Annotated in this window: 16 protein-coding genes; 4 read left to right on the plus strand and 12 right to left on the minus strand. The window is 62.1% G+C overall.

Annotation, left to right across the window (positions count from 1 at the left end):
- Positions 1-53: 53 nt before the first annotated feature.
- From modC to DOM57_RS13915, 12 genes are all read right to left on the minus strand, one after another.
- Positions 54-1,151 carry a molybdenum ABC transporter ATP-binding protein gene (gene modC, locus DOM57_RS13860; protein WP_239496232.1) on the minus strand — a complete coding sequence of 366 codons (1,098 nt, stop codon included), beginning with the start codon at positions 1,149-1,151 and terminating at the stop codon, positions 54-56.
- Positions 1,148-1,843, minus strand: coding sequence for a molybdate ABC transporter permease subunit (gene modB, locus DOM57_RS13865; RefSeq protein WP_110649789.1), 696 nt, complete (start codon positions 1,841-1,843; stop codon positions 1,148-1,150). Before modB ends, modC begins: the two co-directional genes overlap by 4 nt.
- Positions 1,844-1,855: 12 nt before the next feature.
- Positions 1,856-2,653, minus strand: a complete 798-nt coding sequence (gene modA, locus DOM57_RS13870; RefSeq protein WP_275425979.1) for a molybdate ABC transporter substrate-binding protein — start codon at positions 2,651-2,653, stop codon at positions 1,856-1,858.
- 75 nt (positions 2,654-2,728) lie between these two features.
- Positions 2,729-3,139, minus strand: coding sequence for a winged helix-turn-helix domain-containing protein (locus tag DOM57_RS13875; RefSeq protein ID WP_239496233.1), 411 nt, complete (start codon positions 3,137-3,139; stop codon positions 2,729-2,731).
- Positions 3,140-3,193: 54 nt separating this feature from the next.
- Positions 3,194-4,594, minus strand: a complete 1,401-nt coding sequence (locus DOM57_RS13880) for a PepSY-associated TM helix domain-containing protein (protein ID WP_110649791.1) — start codon at positions 4,592-4,594, stop codon at positions 3,194-3,196.
- A 114-nt stretch (positions 4,595-4,708) separates the two neighbouring features.
- Positions 4,709-5,122 (minus strand): DUF2946 domain-containing protein, encoded by a 414-nt coding sequence (locus DOM57_RS13885; RefSeq protein ID WP_110649792.1) that lies wholly within the window; start codon positions 5,120-5,122, stop codon positions 4,709-4,711.
- Positions 5,123-5,250: 128 nt separating this feature from the next.
- A complete protein-coding gene (locus DOM57_RS13890; RefSeq protein WP_110649793.1) occupies positions 5,251-5,781 on the minus strand; it encodes a methylated-DNA--[protein]-cysteine S-methyltransferase in 531 nt (176 codons plus the stop codon).
- Complete coding sequence (locus DOM57_RS13895; protein ID WP_110649794.1) at positions 5,778-7,151, minus strand: AlkA N-terminal domain-containing protein; 1,374 nt, start codon at positions 7,149-7,151, stop codon at positions 5,778-5,780. The genes DOM57_RS13890 and DOM57_RS13895 overlap by 4 nt, the downstream gene beginning before the upstream one ends.
- Before the next feature lie 98 nt (positions 7,152-7,249).
- Positions 7,250-9,385, minus strand: coding sequence for a YjbH domain-containing protein (locus tag DOM57_RS13900; RefSeq protein WP_239496234.1), 2,136 nt, complete (start codon positions 9,383-9,385; stop codon positions 7,250-7,252).
- An 18-nt stretch (positions 9,386-9,403) separates the two neighbouring features.
- Positions 9,404-10,219 carry a capsule biosynthesis GfcC family protein gene (locus DOM57_RS13905; RefSeq protein WP_162619543.1) on the minus strand — a complete coding sequence of 272 codons (816 nt, stop codon included), beginning with the start codon at positions 10,217-10,219 and terminating at the stop codon, positions 9,404-9,406.
- Between the two features lie 301 nt (positions 10,220-10,520).
- A complete protein-coding gene (locus DOM57_RS13910) occupies positions 10,521-11,210 on the minus strand; it encodes a YjbF family lipoprotein (RefSeq protein ID WP_110649796.1) in 690 nt (229 codons plus the stop codon).
- On the minus strand, positions 11,210-11,449 hold the full coding sequence (locus DOM57_RS13915) for a hypothetical protein (protein ID WP_110649797.1): 240 nt from the start codon (positions 11,447-11,449) through the stop codon (positions 11,210-11,212). Before DOM57_RS13915 ends, DOM57_RS13910 begins: the two co-directional genes overlap by 1 nt.
- Before the next feature lie 942 nt (positions 11,450-12,391).
- Here DOM57_RS13915 and DOM57_RS13920 point away from each other — a divergent pair.
- The 4 genes from DOM57_RS13920 to DOM57_RS13935 are packed head-to-tail and all read left to right on the plus strand — an operon-like array spanning position 12,392 to position 17,591.
- A complete protein-coding gene (locus DOM57_RS13920; protein WP_110649807.1) occupies positions 12,392-13,579 on the plus strand; it encodes a polysaccharide export protein in 1,188 nt (395 codons plus the stop codon).
- A 1-nt stretch (position 13,580) separates the two neighbouring features.
- On the plus strand, positions 13,581-14,018 hold the full coding sequence (locus tag DOM57_RS13925; protein ID WP_110649798.1) for a low molecular weight protein-tyrosine-phosphatase: 438 nt from the start codon (positions 13,581-13,583) through the stop codon (positions 14,016-14,018).
- A gap of 19 nt (positions 14,019-14,037) precedes the next feature.
- Positions 14,038-16,242, plus strand: a complete 2,205-nt coding sequence (locus tag DOM57_RS13930) for a polysaccharide biosynthesis tyrosine autokinase (RefSeq protein ID WP_110649799.1) — start codon at positions 14,038-14,040, stop codon at positions 16,240-16,242.
- Between the two features lie 5 nt (positions 16,243-16,247).
- Positions 16,248-17,591: a lipopolysaccharide biosynthesis protein gene (locus DOM57_RS13935; RefSeq protein WP_110649800.1), complete on the plus strand. Its 1,344-nt coding sequence runs from the start codon at positions 16,248-16,250 to the stop codon at positions 17,589-17,591.
- Positions 17,592-17,624: the final 33 nt, after the last annotated feature.

The raw sequence follows: 17,624 nt of genomic DNA on the forward strand, positions 1-17,624 counted from the left end.
GATACCAAAGGAAAGTTATTTGCCGTTAAGCAATTTTTAAGTCATTGTTTGGGTTAGAAATGCTGGTCGAAGGCGACGCTGCGTATGAGAGATATCACCTTGGAACCGACTTTCAGTTGCATTTCGTCACACGCTTGACGTGTCAGGCGGGCTCTCAGTGCCTGGCCGCCAATCCGGAGTCTGACTTCGTTGGCGCTGGCTTCCTGGGGGGAAGGTTCGATCGCCTCGATACGCGCTCGCAGACCGTTACGGAAGCTCGTGTCCTTGGGCATCGAAAGCGATAGCGCGACGTCACGCGCACCGATGCGTAGACGTACCCTCTGTCCCGGTGGCCGGGACATCAGCGGAACGCGCAGTGTCTGGCCGTCTTCGAGAACCACGCGGGTCAACGCATAGCGCGTGTCATGATCGACGATCCGCGCGTCGAGCCGGGTGGCGGCGTCGAACCCACCCAGCCGGTCGGTGAGGTCGAGGCGCATCATCAGATCGTCCAGCGCGCCGTGGGCAATCAGGCGTCCCCGTTCGACCAATGCCAGATGGTCGGCGATAGCGTTGATTTCCGAGGTGTCGTGGCTGACATAGAGCACGGGAATGTCGATCTCGCGGGTCAGGCGCACGATATAGCGCAGCAGCTCCTGCTTGCGATCCCCATCCAGTCCGGTCAGCGGCTCGTCCATCAAGAGCAGGCGCGGTTGCGTCAGCAGGGCGCGGCCGATCGCCACGCGGCGCGCCTCGCCACCCGAGAGCGTGCCGGGCAGGCGGTCGAGAAGATGCTCGATGCCCAACAGGCCGACCATGTCGTCGAAGCGCGAACGAGCCGTGGCCGGCATGCCGTAGGTGAGATTGCCGCGTACCCGGTAGTGCGGGAACAGCCGGGCTTCCTGGAATACGATCCCCAGCCGGCGGCGATGGATCGGTACGTGCAGGCGTCGGTCACAATCGGTCAGCAGGCGTTCGCCCAGTCGCACATGGCCGGCATCCGGTCGATCGAGTCCGGCGATCAGCCGCAGCAGGCTGGTCTTGCCGCTGCCCGATTGCCCGAACAGCGCAGTGACCCCGCTGGCGGGAACGCTCAACGCCATGTCCAGGGTGAAGTGGCCGAGACGCTTGCGCACGCGGCAATCCAGGGCGTTGTCGCCGGCGGTATTCACTGGTCGCGCTCCTGTAACCGGCGGCGTGCGCGTCTGGCGAGCCATTCGGAGACGATCAGCGACAGCATGGCGATGGCGATCGACAGCACGCAGAGCCTGGCCGCGGCGGCTTCCCTGCCGGGCGTCTGGATCAGCGTATACAGCGCCAACGGCAAGGTACGGGTTTGGCCGGGAATGTTGGAGGCAAACGTGATCGTGGCGCCGAATTCGGACAAGGCCCTGGCGAATGCCAGCACCGTGCCGGTCAGCAGCCCCGGCACCGCCAATGGCAGGGTGATGGTGAAAAGCACCCGCCAGCGATTGGCGCCGAGCGTACCGGCGGCCGCTTCCAGCTTGGGGTCGACCGCCTCGAACGAGAGCCTGACCGCGCGCACCAGCAGTGGAAAGGCCATGACGCCACCGGCGACTGCCGCGCCTTGCCAGGTGAAGGGCAGCGAGATGCCAAAACTCTGATAAAGCCAATGGCCCAACCAGCCGCTGCGCCCGAGCGACAGCAGCAGCAGGTAGCCCACCACCACCGGCGGCAGTACCAGCGGCAGGTGCAAGAAGCCGTCCAGCAACGATTTGCCACGAAACTCATGGCGTGCCAGCAGCCACGCCATGGCGATGCCGGGAATCACGATCCAGCCCACCGCGCTACCGGCGATCTTCAGGCTCAGAAAGACGGCTTGCCATTCGGCTTCGGAGAGCATCCGCGACCCCGATCAGTCGGCGGCGACTGGCGTGAAGCCGAAGTCCGAGAAGATCGCCTGCGCGTCGCCGCCGGCGAGCCACTGGCGAAACGCCTCGGTGGCATCACTGGGATCGGAATCGACCACCGCCATCGGATAGACGATCGGATCGTGGCTGTCGTCGGGGAAGACACCGATCTGGCGGACGTCGTCGCTGGCCTTGGCATCGGTCTGGTAGACGATCCCCAGCGGGGCTTCATTGCGCTCGACCAGCGCCATTGCCGCGCGCACGTTGTCGCCGTTGGCCAGGCGCGGCTGCAGCGAGTCCCATTCGCCGATCGACTGCAGTGCCTGCTTGGCGTAGATGCCGGCCGGCACGTGGTCGGTGTCGCCCACCGAGAGCCGCTGATCGTCCTGGAGCCGGGACGCAATACTGGTATCACCGCCCGGCGTGAAGTCCGTGATGTCGCTATTCGTCGGGGCAATCAGCACGAGGCGATTCTCGAGTAGATCGACGCGTTCGCTGACCGGCATGCCCTGATCTTCCAGCCAGTCCATCCACTGTTCATTGGCCGACAGGTAAACATCGGCGGGAGCGCCATTGGCGATCTGGCGGGCCAGCGTCGAAGACGAGGCATAGACCGGCACGATATCGACGTCGTGATCGGCCTCGTAGGTATCGATGGCGCGGTTCATGGCATCGGTCAGCGACGCCGCGGCGTAGACCTGCACGGTTTCCTGCTGTGCTTCGTCGGCAGCCTGGGCGGAGAAAGGCATCGCTGCAGCGATGGCGAGAACACAGAACGAGGTCTTGCGTAGCGGATGAATCACGGTTTTCTCGCTATGTATGATTGGAAATAACGAAAAGCCACTATAGACACCTCGGCACGGATGGTCGAGAGCGAATCAAGCGTCGCGGTTATCTTCGGCGGCGGCGAGAGTGTCCAATATGGCCTGGCCGTGGGGATCGGCATCGAGCGTCCGCATCAGTTGCCGATAGTGCTCGACCAGTTCGCGGCCCAGTGGCGTCAGCACGGCGCCGCCCCGCTGGCTGCCACCCGAAGAGGTGGCCAGCACCGGCGTGGCGAAGTATCGATTCATGGTGTCGAGCAACTGCCATGCCTTCTTGTAGCTCAGGCGCATGTCGCGACACGCGGCGGCGATCGAGCCGTGACGATCGATCGCCTCGAGCAGATCGATCTTGCCCGGACCGAGCACGATCTCCTTGTCGGCGACCAGGCGCAGCTGAAAGCGGGGATGGGGATGGTGAGTTCGTGTCATGGCGACCGGAGTGTAGGGACCAGTATCCAGGGGCATCCGTTTTAGCACAACATGGGGTCGCTCACAGCCGCCATGAGAACCGTTGAATACTCAGGTTTCGGCGATATGCGTCACCGAAGCGGCTTCGGCCAATCGCCAGCGGGCCCAGTCGATCGCCACGAACAGTGCCAGGCTGGCGCCCATGACCGGCAAGGCGTAGCCCAACGCGACCGTTACCAGTGCCACGGCCATCCGGGGGCGCCAGGGCAGGCGCCGGAAAATGGCGGTCAGCGTTTGCGCTCCGGACTTGTCCGCTTGCAGCGGGCGGCGTCGCCACCACATGACATATCCCCAGCAGACCAGCGTGGCCAGCGCAGAGGCGAACGCGATCAGTGCCAGTTGGTTGGGCAGGCCGAACAGAATGCCCATGTGCAGGTCGATGCCCCAGCGGGTGAGCTTGGCCGCCAGCGGATAGTCGGCGAAATCGGCGCGATCGGTCACCGCCATGCTGTTCGGGTCGAGGGCGACCTGGTCGACCTGGGTCGGCCAGCTGCGATCCACTTCGCGGATTTGCCAGGCATGATTCGCGTCGACGGGTGGGATCATCTCGATCCGGCCGGCATCGATACCGGCGGCTCTTGCGGCCCGATACGCGCGATCGAAGTCCTGCGGGGCGACGGCGGGACTCGTCATCCGCGCCATCGTTGCGCCGTGGTGCTCGGCGTGTGCATCCGCCATGTCATGTGACGATGCGGTCAACTCGGTCGACACGCTGGGCGTGCCCCAGCCCCACGCATGCCGCAACTGGGCGATGTTGCCGCCCGCCCACTGCGACCAGGTCAGCCCGGTGGCGGAGAAGAACAGCAGGCCGATCACGGCGACGACGCCCAGCGTGGCGTGGCGTTGGCGCATGCGCTGTGATCCGCGGGCAACGGCTTGCCGGCCACGGCGACGTTGCCACCATAGAAAAACGCCGCCCAAGACCGCGAGCCAAAGCCAGGAAGCGGCCAGTTCGCTATAGATGCGACCGACATCGCCCAACAGCAGGCCACGATGGAACTGGTCGAGCGCCGTGCGCAGCGGCAGCACGCCGCTGGTGCCGTAGACCGTCATGTCGCCACGAATGGCGAGGGTGACGGGGTCGACGAATACCGCGCGATTTTCCGAAGGACCGTACTGCTCGCCGGCGAACATGACTCGAGTGGTGGTGCTCGGCTCGGGAGCGGGGCGCACGGCCGCCGGCGACAGGAATGAACCGGCCGCCCGTTGCGCCGCTTCGATCTGGCGTGCCAATGGCTGGGGCGTGCCTGACGGGTTTTCGGTGGTCAAGGCATCGTGATAAAGCCAGTCTTCCAGCTGCGGCGTCAGCGCGTAGGCGATGCCGGACAGCGCGGCGACCAGCAGGAAAGGGCCAACGAAAAGGCCGACATAGAAATGCAGCCGCGTAATCAGCGCGATCAGCAGTTGTTGCGTACGACGGCGTTCGGCCGGCGACGAGGAAGAAAGTGCCATGAAAGATCTCCGGGTTCGAACCGTGTAGCGCTACCGCCATCGATCCATCCGAGGCGATCGCGATCGACCACCGGACGAGCCGACGCAGGTCGGTTCCGGTGGCGGATGAGTGGGTCAGGTCGGAATACGAACGCCGGGAGGGGCGCGGGTAACATAACGGGGATAGATGGGCGTCGACGGCGTCGTAACCGTTGTGGCCGATGCGACGAAGCCCGCCGGCGGTGGGGTAACGGCCGGCACGACCCTGGGCGGTTCCAGTCCGGGGGCATGCAGGAACAGCTCGCAATAGCCGCACGCCGCCATGTCGTGGGCGGAGAGGAGTATCGGCTTCGAGGTCGCGCCAGTCTCTTCCATGCCATGGGCATGCACCGACGACGGCATCGAGTGCGCCATCGATGCCGCGGCGCCGGACGGCATGTCCATGAGCCGCTGGGTCTGGCTGATCAACGGACCGGCAAACGCCATCAGCATGGCGAACAGTGCCAGCCAGGTCAGCGATCGATACCAGCGATGCCAGAAGCGTGTCATAGGGAAGCCCGGGGCGCCGTCACAGTCCGGCGACTCTAGCGGGTATGAGGCGTGACGCCAATCCCGACTTGGCAGGTGTGTGATTATGTCGCACCGCGAATAGGGGGCGCGTCATTGCCGAAGAGAACTCACGCCAGCGTCGTCAGCCCCTCGTGCCCCAGCAGCCACTGCTTGCGTGGCAGGCCACCGGCGTAGCCGGTCAGCTTGCCGTTGGCGCCGATCACGCGATGACAAGGCACGATGATCGCGATCGGGTTGCGTCCGTTGGCCGCGCCGACCGCGCGCACCGCCTGGGGCCGGCCGATGGCCGCCGCCAACTCGCGGTACGAGCGGGTTTCTCCATACGGAATTTCCCGCAGTGCCTGCCATACGCTGCACTGGAATGCGGTGCCACGCGGCGCCAGAGGCAGATCGAAAGCGCTCAGGCATCCCTGGAAGTAGGCATGCAACTGACGCGAGCACTCCTCGGTCAGCGCGCTTGGACGTCGTGGATGGCGCGTCTCGCCGGTGAAGGAAAGCCAGGTCAGGCCCGATTCGCTTGCGCGGATCTCGATCGGGCCGAGCGGGACGTCGCCGGGCGGTGTGTAGACGTCGACGTACTCGTCCTCGAGGGTCGGCAGGCGAGGATCGACGTGGGGATGGGGAGGAAAGCGGTTCATAGAATGCCATTCCAAAGTTGCAGTGTGAGATAGCTGCGCCAGGGCGAGGCGAGCGCCGGATCCAGCGGACTTTCCAATTGCGCCAGCGCGCGGCGCACGCCAAGATCGCTGCCAAGCCAGATGTCCGGGTGGCTATTGCCGCGAAAGGCCGCGACATCGGCGGTCCAGGGACCGATGCCCTTGAGTCGCGTCCAGGCCGATGGCTTGTCGGCGATGTCTCCCGCGAGCGTTGCCCGGGCCAGACATCTCAAGGTTTCCCGGCGGCTGGCGGGTAGCTTGAGGAAGGCGAGATCGCTGGCGGCGATGGTGGCCGGGGTGGGGAAGCGGCGACGATCCTGTTCATCCGGTTCGCCCAGGCGATCGACAAGCTGCTGAATCAGGCGGTTGGCGGCGGCGATCGAGACCTGCTGGCCGAGGATGGCACGAATACCGGCCTCGAAAACGTCCCACAGACCGGGCAAACGGAGTCCAGCAACCAATGGCAGCGAGGGCGCACACCGTGCGAGATGGCTTTCGATCGTCTGGGTGTCGGCATCCAGGTCGAGCAGGCGCCGGATCTGGCGCACGATGGCATTGAGCGAGCCGAGATCGCTGAGTTCGAGGGTGACCTCGAAGCGATGATGCCTGGCATCGTGTATCGCGGTGAAATGGCCGGTGGTCGTGCCCCAGCGCAGCGTGCGCCCGAAGGCGTGCTCCTCGACCCACTCGAGACCCTCGATGAGATGCCGCGCGTAGAAATGACGCAGGCGCTCCCATCGATAGGGCGGGCGATAGGCGAGTTTCAGCGTCAGTCGCGCCTGTTGCGATCCCGCTCCCCGCGAGCGCCGGATGTCGCTCGGTGTCAGCGCCATCTGGTGCTTGAAGGCATCGTTGAAACGTCGCAGGCTGGCGAAGCCGCTGGCATAGGCGACATCGGTGACGGGCAGGCTGGTCTGGTGCAGTAACTGCTTGGCGAACAGGCACTGGCGATAGAGCGCATAGGCCTTGGGCGAAACCCCGAAGCCGCGCTGGAACAACTGCCGCAGATAGCGTTCGCCGATGCCGAGGCGCTCGCACAGCTCGACGACGCTACCACGCTGCAGGGCGCCTTCGTCGATCAGGCGCATGGCCCGCGTCAGTGTGGTTTGCGCACCCTGCCAGGCGGGGGAATCCGGGGCGCTGTCCGGGCGGCAACGCAGGCACGGCCGGAAGCCGGCCCGGGCGGCGGCGATGGCCGATTCGAAATAGCGCACGTGGCGTTCCTGCGGCGGTATCGCCGGGCATACCGGCCGGCAGAAGATACTGGTGGTGGTGACGGCGACGAAGAACCGGCCATCGAATCGCGCATCGCGCGCCAGGCGGGCTTGCCTGCATTGTTGGGGATCGAGCATGGCGTTCGCTCCGCGACCCATCGAAGAGACGCCAGTGTAACGCGAGATGTCGTGTCAACTCGCCGGATTCGGCACTCGATGTCGGATGCCTCTGCGGGTCACTCCCAGATCTTGTCATAGTCGTCCCAGTAACGGCCCATGTCGCGATCCTGGGTCAGCCCGTACAGCGTGTAGCGGCGCGCCAGACGGGCACCGCCGTCGCGGGTCAGCGGCTGCCAGGCGATGGTGGTGCCGTTGCGGCTGGATTCGGTGAAGAAGGCATCGAACGGGATCGAGACATAAAGCCCCTTGTCGAAGCTGCCTTCGCCGTAGGCGTCGCCGGCATTGGTGAAGGTCGCCCAGGCGCCGACGCGCACGCCGGAGTCGAACGCCCGCGACAGGTCGAAGGTGACGCCCTCATCCTTGGCCAGGTAACGGCCAACACTGATCTGCGCCAGCACGTCTTCGATTCCGGTTTCGATGTAGGCGGTGGCATGACCGGTCCAGGTATCGTAGTCGCGCATGTCGAAACGCTGGTCGAAGTCGCGCTGCTTGACCCAGTTGAGATCGATGCCGAAGGCCACCGGGCTGTCGAACGGACGGTAGAGAATCTCGCCGCCGGCACCGGCATACATCATCTCCAGCAGGCCGCCATAGGCCATGCCGTACCAGTCCTGTCCAAAGCGCGCCGTACGCGTGTACTGCAGGTTATAGATCCCCAGATTGGTCTCATCCAGATAGGTGCCGATGTAGGTCCGCACGCGGGGGAGTTCGGAACTGGCGATATAGTCGTACTTGTCGAAGTTGTCCGCCAGGTTCAGTGCCAACTGACCGCTGAACCAGCCGTTGGGATCCGTCCGATACTCCGCGTCCAGCTTGGCGTAGATCTGATAGAGATAACCGTCCGGCCCGCCCAGGTTCTGGTTCAGTCCCGGTGAAAGATTCCAGCTGAACTGTTCCAGGTCGTCCTCGTAAAGCAATTCGCCGCTGGGCTTTCGATCGCTCGGCTGGGTCAGCGCGGAAGCGTATAGGCCGTAGTGATACTGCTGATCGTAAGCGGTGGAACGGGCGGCATTGAGATAAGCCCGGCGGTCGTGGACGTCGTCGCGAAGCCCCATGCCGACGCTTTGCCAGTGGTAGCGATAGGTATCGATGTCGTCGGCGGTATGGTTGTTGAGAATGCGGTTGGCGCGGCTCTCGCTTTCCAGCATCGAGCGGTACTTGGTGGCTTCTGCCTCGACCACCAGTTCGTCGTCGTCGCGGGTGATGCGCCGCACGCGCATCCCGGCATTGTTCTGAAGCTCGCGGGTGACTCCGTCCCAATCCTGGGTCGTCTGGCGTGGTGCTGCTTGCAGGGGGACTGGTTGCGGATCGCCGGTCTTGGGCTGCGACCAGCCGGCCAGGTTGCCCCTGAAGGTGATGCCCAACATTGCGGTGTTGCCGCGCTCCCATCCGGCGCTGAGCGCGATGTTGTCATTGAGCTGGAAACGTGCCCCGAGGTTGAGCGGCGAGTCCTGGTCCTGCGGATTGTCGAGCGGCTCGCTGCGGTAGTCGTTGCCGTCGTACTCGAGCTGCAGGGTCAGCGGTTCCCACGGGGTTTGGTATTCGACCCCGCCGAACAAACCCATGTCGCCGCTGAACAGATCGCCTAGCTCGAAGTCTCCCGCTTGTTCGGGATTCTCGGTTGAGCGCTTGTCGAACCGATCCGATATCGCAGACAGCGGATTGCCGATATTGCTCCCGGCCGCCAGATACCCCCAGCCAAGCCCCAGCGTGAAGTCGAAATCGTACCAGCGTTTGCTGGCCACCAAGTACTCGCTACCGAACAACCCCGTGCCGCCAAAATCGCGAAACCCGAGAGCGACGGTGGGAAGATGACGGCTTTCTTCGAGTAGACGAAACTTGAAGTCGACCCCTTTATCTAGATAAGAACGATCATCGTCGCCTGATGCGCCATAATCTCGGTTCAGCACCGAGGTGTAGCGGAAACCCGCCTCGAGCCAATCCATTGCCTGGACACTGACGTTGTAACGCGAATAGGGCGAGACATGGCTGTAGTTGAGCGAGATATCGCCGAGTGGTGCCATGCGGGCGGTTGGCGTCTGCATCAGCCCCACGCCGCCAAAGTCGGCGCGGGCCTGGCCCAGTTCGGCGTGCGCCAAGGGCGCGTATGCCAGCAACATGGGAAGAGAAACGCCCATGGCGGGCGTAACACGGCGCAGCGTGGTCATGCGGCGATCTGCGGTTTTCGTCATGAGCGTGGCTTACTGGTCTTACTGGTAGAGATGGGCTGGAACGACCGAGATGCACTCATCGCCGGGCAAGCGTGTGGCCAGGAACCGGGGCAGTGCCATATCGACCCACTGGGCACTGACCGAAGCCAGGGGAAGAGCGATCACGACACGGCTGCCGGGGGCCAACGGGGCCTGCTCGTGGTTCCAGGCCGCAATTCCCAGTTCGCGTACGTCTCCTTGTGGAGAGACCAGCTGCATGGTGTCGGCGCGGGCATAGGCCGTTTCGTCCAGATCGTCGAGCAGCGTGTCGGTCGTCATTCCCGGTTGCCACGTTAGCCGCTCGACACCCAGCGGGGTCCATGCCTCGACCCAATTCGGTGTCTCGCACCAGCCCATCTGGTCGATATCCTCGATCCGCGGTATCTGCCGCAGGTGGGCCATCAGCCAAGTGGGGTCGACCCGTCCGGGAATGCGTCCTTTATCCAGTTTGGCCAGGCCTTCCTGCCAGGCTTGCAGGCCATCTGCCACTTCCGGTGCAGCCCATAAGCGAGCCTGCATTGCGAGCCCGTCGAGCTCGGCCACGAGTCGTTGCCGCCGATGGCGGTCCTCTGCCTCGAGATCGTCGCGCACCACATAAGCGCGGGCCCAGTTCACCGGCATCTCTCGCTCGATCTCCAGCCAGGCGTCCAGCAGCGTCGGTTCCGGCGATGGGGGCTGATGCCCTTCGACGTCGATAGTGAAGATCGATGCCGGTTCGGTGTCATCCTGGGCATGAGCGTCGCCGGCGACGCTGCATAGCGCGAGCGCCAGTAGCCAGAGGCTGGCAGATGACAATCGGTTCTGAGGGGTTACCATGGGGCGATCACATCCTTGATTGGCTTGAAAACACTGCATAAATGCCTGCGCAGTTGAATCGCTGCGTTATGTCCGCCATCCCTGGCGGTCACCGAAGGCCGGCCTGCGGCCGTTTAAATTCGCTCCCGGCGAATTTGTGCGCGGTGCTCAAAGACTCGCCTAACCCATGTTATGTCTCGCCTTTTGCGCTCCGTGCGCCTTGCGCTTCATTCTGCTCGTCGATTTATTCAGCATTTCCTTCACGGAAATCCCTGTCTTTTCCCTGTCTTTCCGAATTACCCACTAGCCGTATTGGCTGAGACTACCATGGCCGCGCGATTCGCCACTCGAATGCCGGCGCCTCGGGCCAGGGCTGCGTTTCGGCCGCCCACAGGCGGCCATCCTCGGGCGATCGCCAGAAGGTACTCGTCGTCACCGCGCCGTCGTCCCAGATGAGCGTTTCGTGACAAACCTGCAAAGCGCGAGTCATCAGCGGTAGCGTGACGTCCGAGGTGTCCGGTTCGCAGGCGAGGGTGGCCTCGGCCTGGCCCTGGTGGACGTAACCGTCCGCCGTTTTCCACTCTCGCGAGACACGATAAGTGGTCCGCCCCGAGAGTGTCCGCCAGGGTAATCCCTGGCCATCGTTGTCGCCCGCGTCGCTGATTCGCGTGTCGATCAGGTCTTCTTCAAGCCCCGCGGTACTTTTCAGGTAGCCGTCTTGCATGGTGACGGTCGAACTGTCGGCAAACTGCCAGTACGTCGTGTCGCCGGCCTGTTCGGCCAGGATGATCAGTCCGCCGTTGCCGTTGACTTCCAGGTCGAGAGAGGCGTATTCGGTCGCTTCGGCCTGGGCGCTGATATCCTCGTCGCCGGCACCTTCGAGCAGACTATTGACCGAAGGGCCCCGGCCGAGCGTACAGCCAGCCGTGGACATCGCTATGACGCAGGCCGACAGACGAAAGAAGACCGCCCGAAGGCGGCCTTCCAGGCAGTAATGACGTACCGCTGTCATTACCGGGTCCCGGTCGTACCGGTCGTGCCGGTAGTTCCAGTACCGCTCGTGCCATCGCTACCACCCGCGACAGCCAAGGCGCCGACCGATGACGCCGCCGCACTAACGGCAACAGCGGATGCTGCCGTAGCACTGGCGGCGCTACCGGCACCGGCGGCGTGGCCGATCGCCACTTCCTGGGCGGTGGCAACTGAAGAGACAGCCATTAAAGCGACTGCCATGATGGCCAGTTTCTTCATAAGTACCTCCTAAATGTTGGTTAAACCAACGGATGTGGTCCGAAGACCATCTACATTCTTACCAATATTATGCGTCGCGGCAATTACAACTTGTCAATTCATTTTCCTGAATGCCATGAAATTGTCTTTTTGGAGATATCTAGTCGCAATGCACTGATGAGTCACAAGTAAACTTCGGTTTTGTACAAAGTGGTGCAAGCTCGCGTGTTTGGCGACAGTTGATTGTTTGTTTATGAAAGCAAAGAAAACATTTCGTAAAAAACAAACTTTAAATGTCAGGGAACAGCGACAGGTTGGCTCGAGGAAGAAATAGAGAGAGTGGCGGGGCGTTGAGCTTCGAGGAGTGCTGAACCAACTTAGCGGATTTTCTATCTCATTGATTTACTACGAAAGGCTTAGATAAGCCGCATGCGGGGAGTTGGGCATGAGTTTCGGCTAGGTCAAAGGCTTACCCGATCTGCGTAAACTAAGGTTAATTTTGTATATTATATTTTTAATATGTATCTGAATGTACTTTAACTGCGTTAATAATCCTAGGGAATCCGCATTGGGTTGTCGCAAATACGTCACACTTCTACGCTATCTCTGGTTCTGCGAAATGCGTAAGAAAATGGCGTTTTGTCGCATTGACGACATGGGATGTCAGTTAATGTAACGTAATTGTTATGGCTTTGTTGTCTTTTTATTAACTTGGCATGTAATTCGCATTGCTTGAATTGTTTATCGCTCCCGATAAGGATTGGTGAGCTTTTCGAGCCGACACTTAGTGCGGCTTCCAAGTTTATTTAATGGGCTTCGGGGAATGCCGTTATTACCTTGGGGCGGTAGCGTGTTTAAAATTTTTATCAAATAAAGATATAGGGTCTTATTTATTACGCGGCGTCGGATCGAATGCGCGGCCGGCGCCCGGCTGGGACGACGAATAAGGTATCAATACGGATGATGCGATTGCATGGCGGTAGGTGGAGTGCGGCTTGCGCCGGCGTTTCGTTATTGATTGGATTGACGGGATGTGCCTTCGCTCCCGGCGGCCATATCGACTACGACACCGATTCTGCACCCATCGACGACCTGGTCGATGTGGAGCCGATCACGCTGGGATTGGTGCGTACCCAGCAGACGATGAGCGCCGATGCCGGTGCGGACGGTACCGCACAGACCGCTGGACTGGATCCGAGAGCTCTGGATCGAGCGGTTGCCGATGCCAGGCAGACGGGGGCGAGTCGCAATTACGATTATCGTATCGGCGCCGGTGACGTGCTCTCGGTTACCGTCTATGACCATCCGGAACTGACGATTCCCGCGGGTGGCGAGCGCCCCAGCGAAGAGTCGGGCAGCACCGTCGAGAGTGACGGCACCATCTTTTATCCCTATGTCGGTCGCGTTCCGGTGGCCGGCCGGACCGTCGAGGCGGTTCGAGCCGAGCTGCAACGTCGATTGGCGAGCTACATCACCGAGCCCCAGGTCGACGTCAGGGTGGCCGGCTTCAACTCGCAGAAAGTCTATGTGACGGGGCAGGTCGATTCACCGGGGGTAATGGCCATCACCAACGTGCCGCTGACGGTACTGGATGCCATCAACCTGGCAGGGGGGCTCGATACCCAGGCCAATTGGCACGACGTGGTATTGACCCGTGGCGACGAGACATTTCATGTCGATGTCTACGACATGCTGCAAAAGGGAGAGTTACAACAGAATCGGCTGTTGCAGGATGGGGATGTGCTGCATGTGCCGGATTTGGGTGACCAGAAAGTCTTCGTCATGGGCGAGGTCATGGACCCGGTTTCCCTGCCGATGGGCAACTCACGCTTGTCGCTGACCGACGCCTTGTCCCAGGCCGGCGGGATGGACGAGGCCCAGGCCGATGCCAAGGGCATTTTCGTCATTCGCCAGGCATCGCCGGACAGCGGCAAGCTCGCCACGGTCTATCAACTCGACGCACGTAACGCGACGGCGCTGGTTCTGGGAACCCAGTTCATGCTTCAGCCGACCGACATCGTCTACGTGACGGCGGCGCCGCTCAGTCGTTGGAACCGCGTCGTCAACCAGCTGACACCGACCATCACCTCTGTCTATCAGGTGACGCGTGCAACACGCGATTTCGACGAACTCCGGGATTCCAACAACTGAGATGTTTGATCGCATATTGGTGCTGTGCACCGGCAATGTCTGCCGCAGCCCGGTCGCGGAGGCGTTGCTCAAGCAGCGTTTTCCAGCCAAGCGCATCGCTTCCGCGGGGCTGGGGGCATTGGTCGGAGAGGGCGTGGATGCGCGGGCGAGAGCGCTCGCCGAGGCCGACGGACTGGATGTCGGCGGGCACGTCGCGCGCCAGGTCGATGAAACCATGCTGCGGGAAGCGGATCTCGTGCTGGTGATGAGCGATGGCCAACGCCGCGCGATCGCCGAGCATTTTCCCTCGGCTTCGGGCAAGACCATGCTGTTCGCCCGTTGGCTCGACGAGACCGAGGTGCCCGATCCCTACCGCAAGAGCGAAAGCGCTTTCGAGCATGTCCATCAACTGCTGGTACGCGCGGCTGATAGCTGGATAGGCAAGATGCCGGACCGATGAAAGGATGCAACGACCACACATGACTACGACTGCCTCATCGACAATGCCCGTCGCCCGCAATCACGAAGAGATCGATATTCGGCGACTGCTGGGTATCTTGCTGGATTACAAGAAGTGGATACTGCTGAGCGTAATCGGGTTCGCGCTGATCGGATTGGTCTACGTGTCGTTGGCGACACCGATCTATCGTGCCGATGCGTTGGTGCAGATCGAGAGCGCGGCGCCGGGCAACAATCCGTTGAAGGAAGTCTCCACGCTGTTGGGGCAGGAGCCGCCGACGCTCTCCGAGATCGAGATCATTCAGTCGCGCATGGTATTGGGGCAAGCGGTCGATCTGCTCAATCTCGATATCAACGTCTCGCCGGTGAGCGTGCCGGTGATCGGTACCTTCCTGCAGCGTCAGGGCATCGGGCGCCCCGGTTTCGCCGAACACTGGGGTTACGCCTTCAGCGGCGAGTCGGTGGCGGTCAGCGAAATGCCGGCTGCGGATCAGTATCTGGGGCAGACCTTCAGGCTCGAGGTGATCGATAGCTACAGCTATCGACTATTCGACGAGGACGGCGATGCGTTGGGTACCGGAAAGGTCGGCGAACTGAGCACCTTTCTGGATGGTGGCCTGTCGATGCGGGTGACCTCGATCGACGCGCCCGCGGGGGCCGAATTCGATGTCCAGCATATCCCGCGTCTGGCGGCGATCAACGGCTTGCGGGGGCGCTTCGCGGTGGCCGAGGCCGGCAGCGAAACGGGCATTCTGAGTTGGAGTCTGACCGGAACCGATCCCGCCGAAACCCAGAAGACGCTCAATACCATCGCCGACATCTACTACTCCCAGAACGTCCAGCGCCAGTCCGAGGAGGCTCGCAAGAGCCTCGAGTTCCTCAACACCCAGGTGCCGGAGATCCGCAAGCAGGTCAATCAGGCCGAGGAGAAGCTCAACGCCTACCGTGAATCGAAGGACAGCGTGGATCTGTCGATGGAGACCCAGTCGGTGCTGGACCGCATCGTCAATCTGGAGTCCCAGCTCAACGAACTGGAGATGAACGAAGCGGAGATCGCACAGCGTTTCACCAAGAGCCATCCGACCTATCAGGCGCTGCTCGAGAAGAAGGCCCAGCTTCAGCGCGAGCGTGAGAACCTCAACCAGCAGGTCAAGCAACTACCCCAGACCCAGCAGGAAATCCTGCGTTTGCAGCGTGACGTCGAGGTCAATAACGAGATCTACGTACAGCTGTTGAACAAGGTGCAGGAGACCAAGATCGCCGAGGCGAGCACCGTCGGTAACGTGCGCATTCTGGACCATGCCCAGGCGCAGCCGGCGCCGGTGGCGCCCAACAAGCCGTTGCTGATGGCGGTGGCGATCATCGTCGGTCTAATCGTGGGTGTGGCGGCGGTCTTCCTGCGCGCCATGTTCAATCGCGGCATCGAAACCCAGGAGCAGATCGAGGAACTCGGATTGCCGGTCTATGCCACCGTGCCGCTCTCCGACGAGCAGAGCAAGCTCAACCGCAGCCGGGTGAAGCGCAAGTCGCCCGCCGGGCGCAGCTATCCGGCCGGGCTATTGGCGGCGCGCAACCCGGCGGACGTTTCGGTCGAGGCGCTGCGTGGCCTGCGCACCAGCCTGCATTTCGCCATGCTGGAGGCGAGCGACAATCGTCTGATGATCACCGGGCCCAGCCCGAATGTCGGCAAGAGTTTCATCAGCGTGAACCTGGCGGCAGTCTGTGCCCAGAGCGGCCAGCGGGTACTGATCGTCGACGCCGACATGCGCAAGGGGCATGTCCATAGTGTGTTCGACGCGGATTCCGCGAACGGGCTCAGCGACTACCTGGCCGGAAAATTGCCGCTGGAGAGCGTGATCCGTGACGTCGAGGGTTTCGACAGCCTGGATTACGTGGCTCGCGGCATGGTGCCGCCCAATCCCTCCGAGCTGCTGATGAATGCGCGTTTCAGTGAGTTCATGACCGCTGTGAGTGAACGCTACGATCTGGTGATCATCGATTCGCCACCGATTCTGGCGGTGACCGATGCGGCCATTATCGGCAAGCAGGCGGGAACGACCCTGATGCTGGCGCGCTTCCAGCTCAACCCGGTCAAGGAGCTCGAGCTGGCCGTCAATCGCCTGAGAACGGCGGGAGTGGAACCGCGCGGTGCGATTCTCAACGCGGTGGAGCGCAAGGCGGCCACCGAATACGGCTACGGCTACTACCACTATAGCTACAAGTGAACGGCATGAACCGGACATTGACGACAGGCTGGCACCGCCGGGTTGCCTCTCGACTGCGGGGGGACCTGTTCCTGTCACTATGTCGAACCTTCGCCGCCCGGGGCATTGCCGCGCTCGGCACGATTTTCCTGGGCGTGGTCCTGGGCCGTCTCTACGGGCCCCAGGGGGTTGGGATCTTCGCTCTGGCCCAGAGCGTGATATTCGGCGCCGGTATCATCGCTTGCTACGGACTGAATGGCGCGCTGATGCGCTATGTCAGTCAGGACAACGATAGCCCCGACATCATGCGCTACTTGCGCTGGGCGATGTTGCGCTCCATCGGCTTGAGCCTGTTGCTTGGCGCGTTGGTAGGAACCCTGCGTCATCCCATTGCCAGTGTTTTCGATTCGCCGGATCTCGCGGGATTGCTGGTCGCCATCGCACTTGCCATTCCCGCCTTCACGCTTTCCTTCGTGCTGTCGGGCTTTCTCAAGGGCGTCGGTATGCCGGCACGTGCCAGCCTGCAGGAGAATGGGTCGATTTCGTTATGGGCGGCGATCTGTACCGTCGTCTTCGTGGCAGTCGATGACTCGCGTTCCATTTCCCAGGCGGGGTGGGGATTCTGCCTGGCTGCATGGCTGGTCTGCGCCCAAGGGGGATTCCATACCTGGCGCTGGTTGTATCGGCATCCGCATGTCAGGCGTGCCGGAAGAGCGGATCGAGCAGCCCCGCCGTCGAAGGGGGCGTTCTTCTCCACGGCGCAGAGTTTCATCATGCTCAATATGTCCATGTTCCTGCAGCAGGTACTGGGTATGTTGATCGCCGGCGCGCTGTTGAGCCACAGCGACCTGGGGCTATTCAAGTCCGCCGAACGTGTCGGCATGATCATCAGCTTCATTCTGCTGGTCATCAACGCGGTGTTTCCACCACGTTTCGCCAAACTCTTTCACCAAGGTAAACATGCTGCGCTCGAGCGTCTGGCCCGGCAGAGCTCCTTGGTAGCGACCACCATGGCGCTGCCGGCGGCGATCCTCTGTTTCGTCTTTCCCGAGTGGGTACTGGGCTGGTTCGGAGCCGAGTTCCACCAGGCTGCCAATCTGCTGCGAATTATCGTCATCGGTCATCTGATCAATGTGGCGACTGGCTCCGTGGCTTTTCTGCTGACCATGACGGGGCGCGAAAAGCTGATGCGTAACATCACCTTGATTTGCAGCGGGCTGGGGGTGTTGGCCTTTCTTCTATTGATTCCTCTGTTCGGAGCGCTGGGCGCGGCGATGTCCCTGGCATTGGTGCTGGCGCTGCAGAATATCGTGGCGGCGTTGTTCGTATGGAAAGAGATGAGGATCGTCATGCTGCCGATCCGGTTGTGACGAGTCTCTCGGATCGGCAGCTACGAGCGGAAG

The sequence above is a fragment of the Salinicola peritrichatus genome (assembly GCF_003206715.1).
Taxonomy (GTDB): domain Bacteria; phylum Pseudomonadota; class Gammaproteobacteria; order Pseudomonadales; family Halomonadaceae; genus Salinicola; species Salinicola peritrichatus.

Excerpts from the sequence above, each read along its gene's own strand:
- modB (WP_110649789.1), bottom strand. The coding sequence starts at position 1,843 with ATGCTCTCCGAAGCCGAATGGCAAGCCGTCTTTCTGAGCCTGAAGATC.
- DOM57_RS13875 (WP_239496233.1), bottom strand. The coding sequence starts at position 3,139 with ATGCCCCTGGATACTGGTCCCTACACTCCGGTCGCCATGACACGAACT.
- DOM57_RS13880 (WP_110649791.1), bottom strand. The coding sequence starts at position 4,594 with ATGGCACTTTCTTCCTCGTCGCCGGCCGAACGCCGTCGTACGCAACAA.
- DOM57_RS13885 (WP_110649792.1), bottom strand. The coding sequence starts at position 5,122 with ATGACACGCTTCTGGCATCGCTGGTATCGATCGCTGACCTGGCTGGCA.
- DOM57_RS13890 (WP_110649793.1), bottom strand. The coding sequence starts at position 5,781 with ATGAACCGCTTTCCTCCCCATCCCCACGTCGATCCTCGCCTGCCGACC.
- DOM57_RS13895 (WP_110649794.1), bottom strand. The coding sequence starts at position 7,151 with ATGCTCGATCCCCAACAATGCAGGCAAGCCCGCCTGGCGCGCGATGCG.
- DOM57_RS13900 (WP_239496234.1), bottom strand. The coding sequence starts at position 9,385 with ATGACGAAAACCGCAGATCGCCGCATGACCACGCTGCGCCGTGTTACG.
- DOM57_RS13905 (WP_162619543.1), bottom strand. The coding sequence starts at position 10,219 with ATGGTAACCCCTCAGAACCGATTGTCATCTGCCAGCCTCTGGCTACTG.
- DOM57_RS13910 (WP_110649796.1), bottom strand. The coding sequence starts at position 11,210 with ATGACAGCGGTACGTCATTACTGCCTGGAAGGCCGCCTTCGGGCGGTC.
- DOM57_RS13915 (WP_110649797.1), bottom strand. The coding sequence starts at position 11,449 with ATGAAGAAACTGGCCATCATGGCAGTCGCTTTAATGGCTGTCTCTTCA.
- DOM57_RS13920 (WP_110649807.1), top strand. The coding sequence starts at position 12,392 with ATGCGATTGCATGGCGGTAGGTGGAGTGCGGCTTGCGCCGGCGTTTCG.
- DOM57_RS13925 (WP_110649798.1), top strand. The coding sequence starts at position 13,581 with ATGTTTGATCGCATATTGGTGCTGTGCACCGGCAATGTCTGCCGCAGC.
- DOM57_RS13930 (WP_110649799.1), top strand. The coding sequence starts at position 14,038 with ATGACTACGACTGCCTCATCGACAATGCCCGTCGCCCGCAATCACGAA.
- DOM57_RS13935 (WP_110649800.1), top strand. The coding sequence starts at position 16,248 with ATGAACCGGACATTGACGACAGGCTGGCACCGCCGGGTTGCCTCTCGA.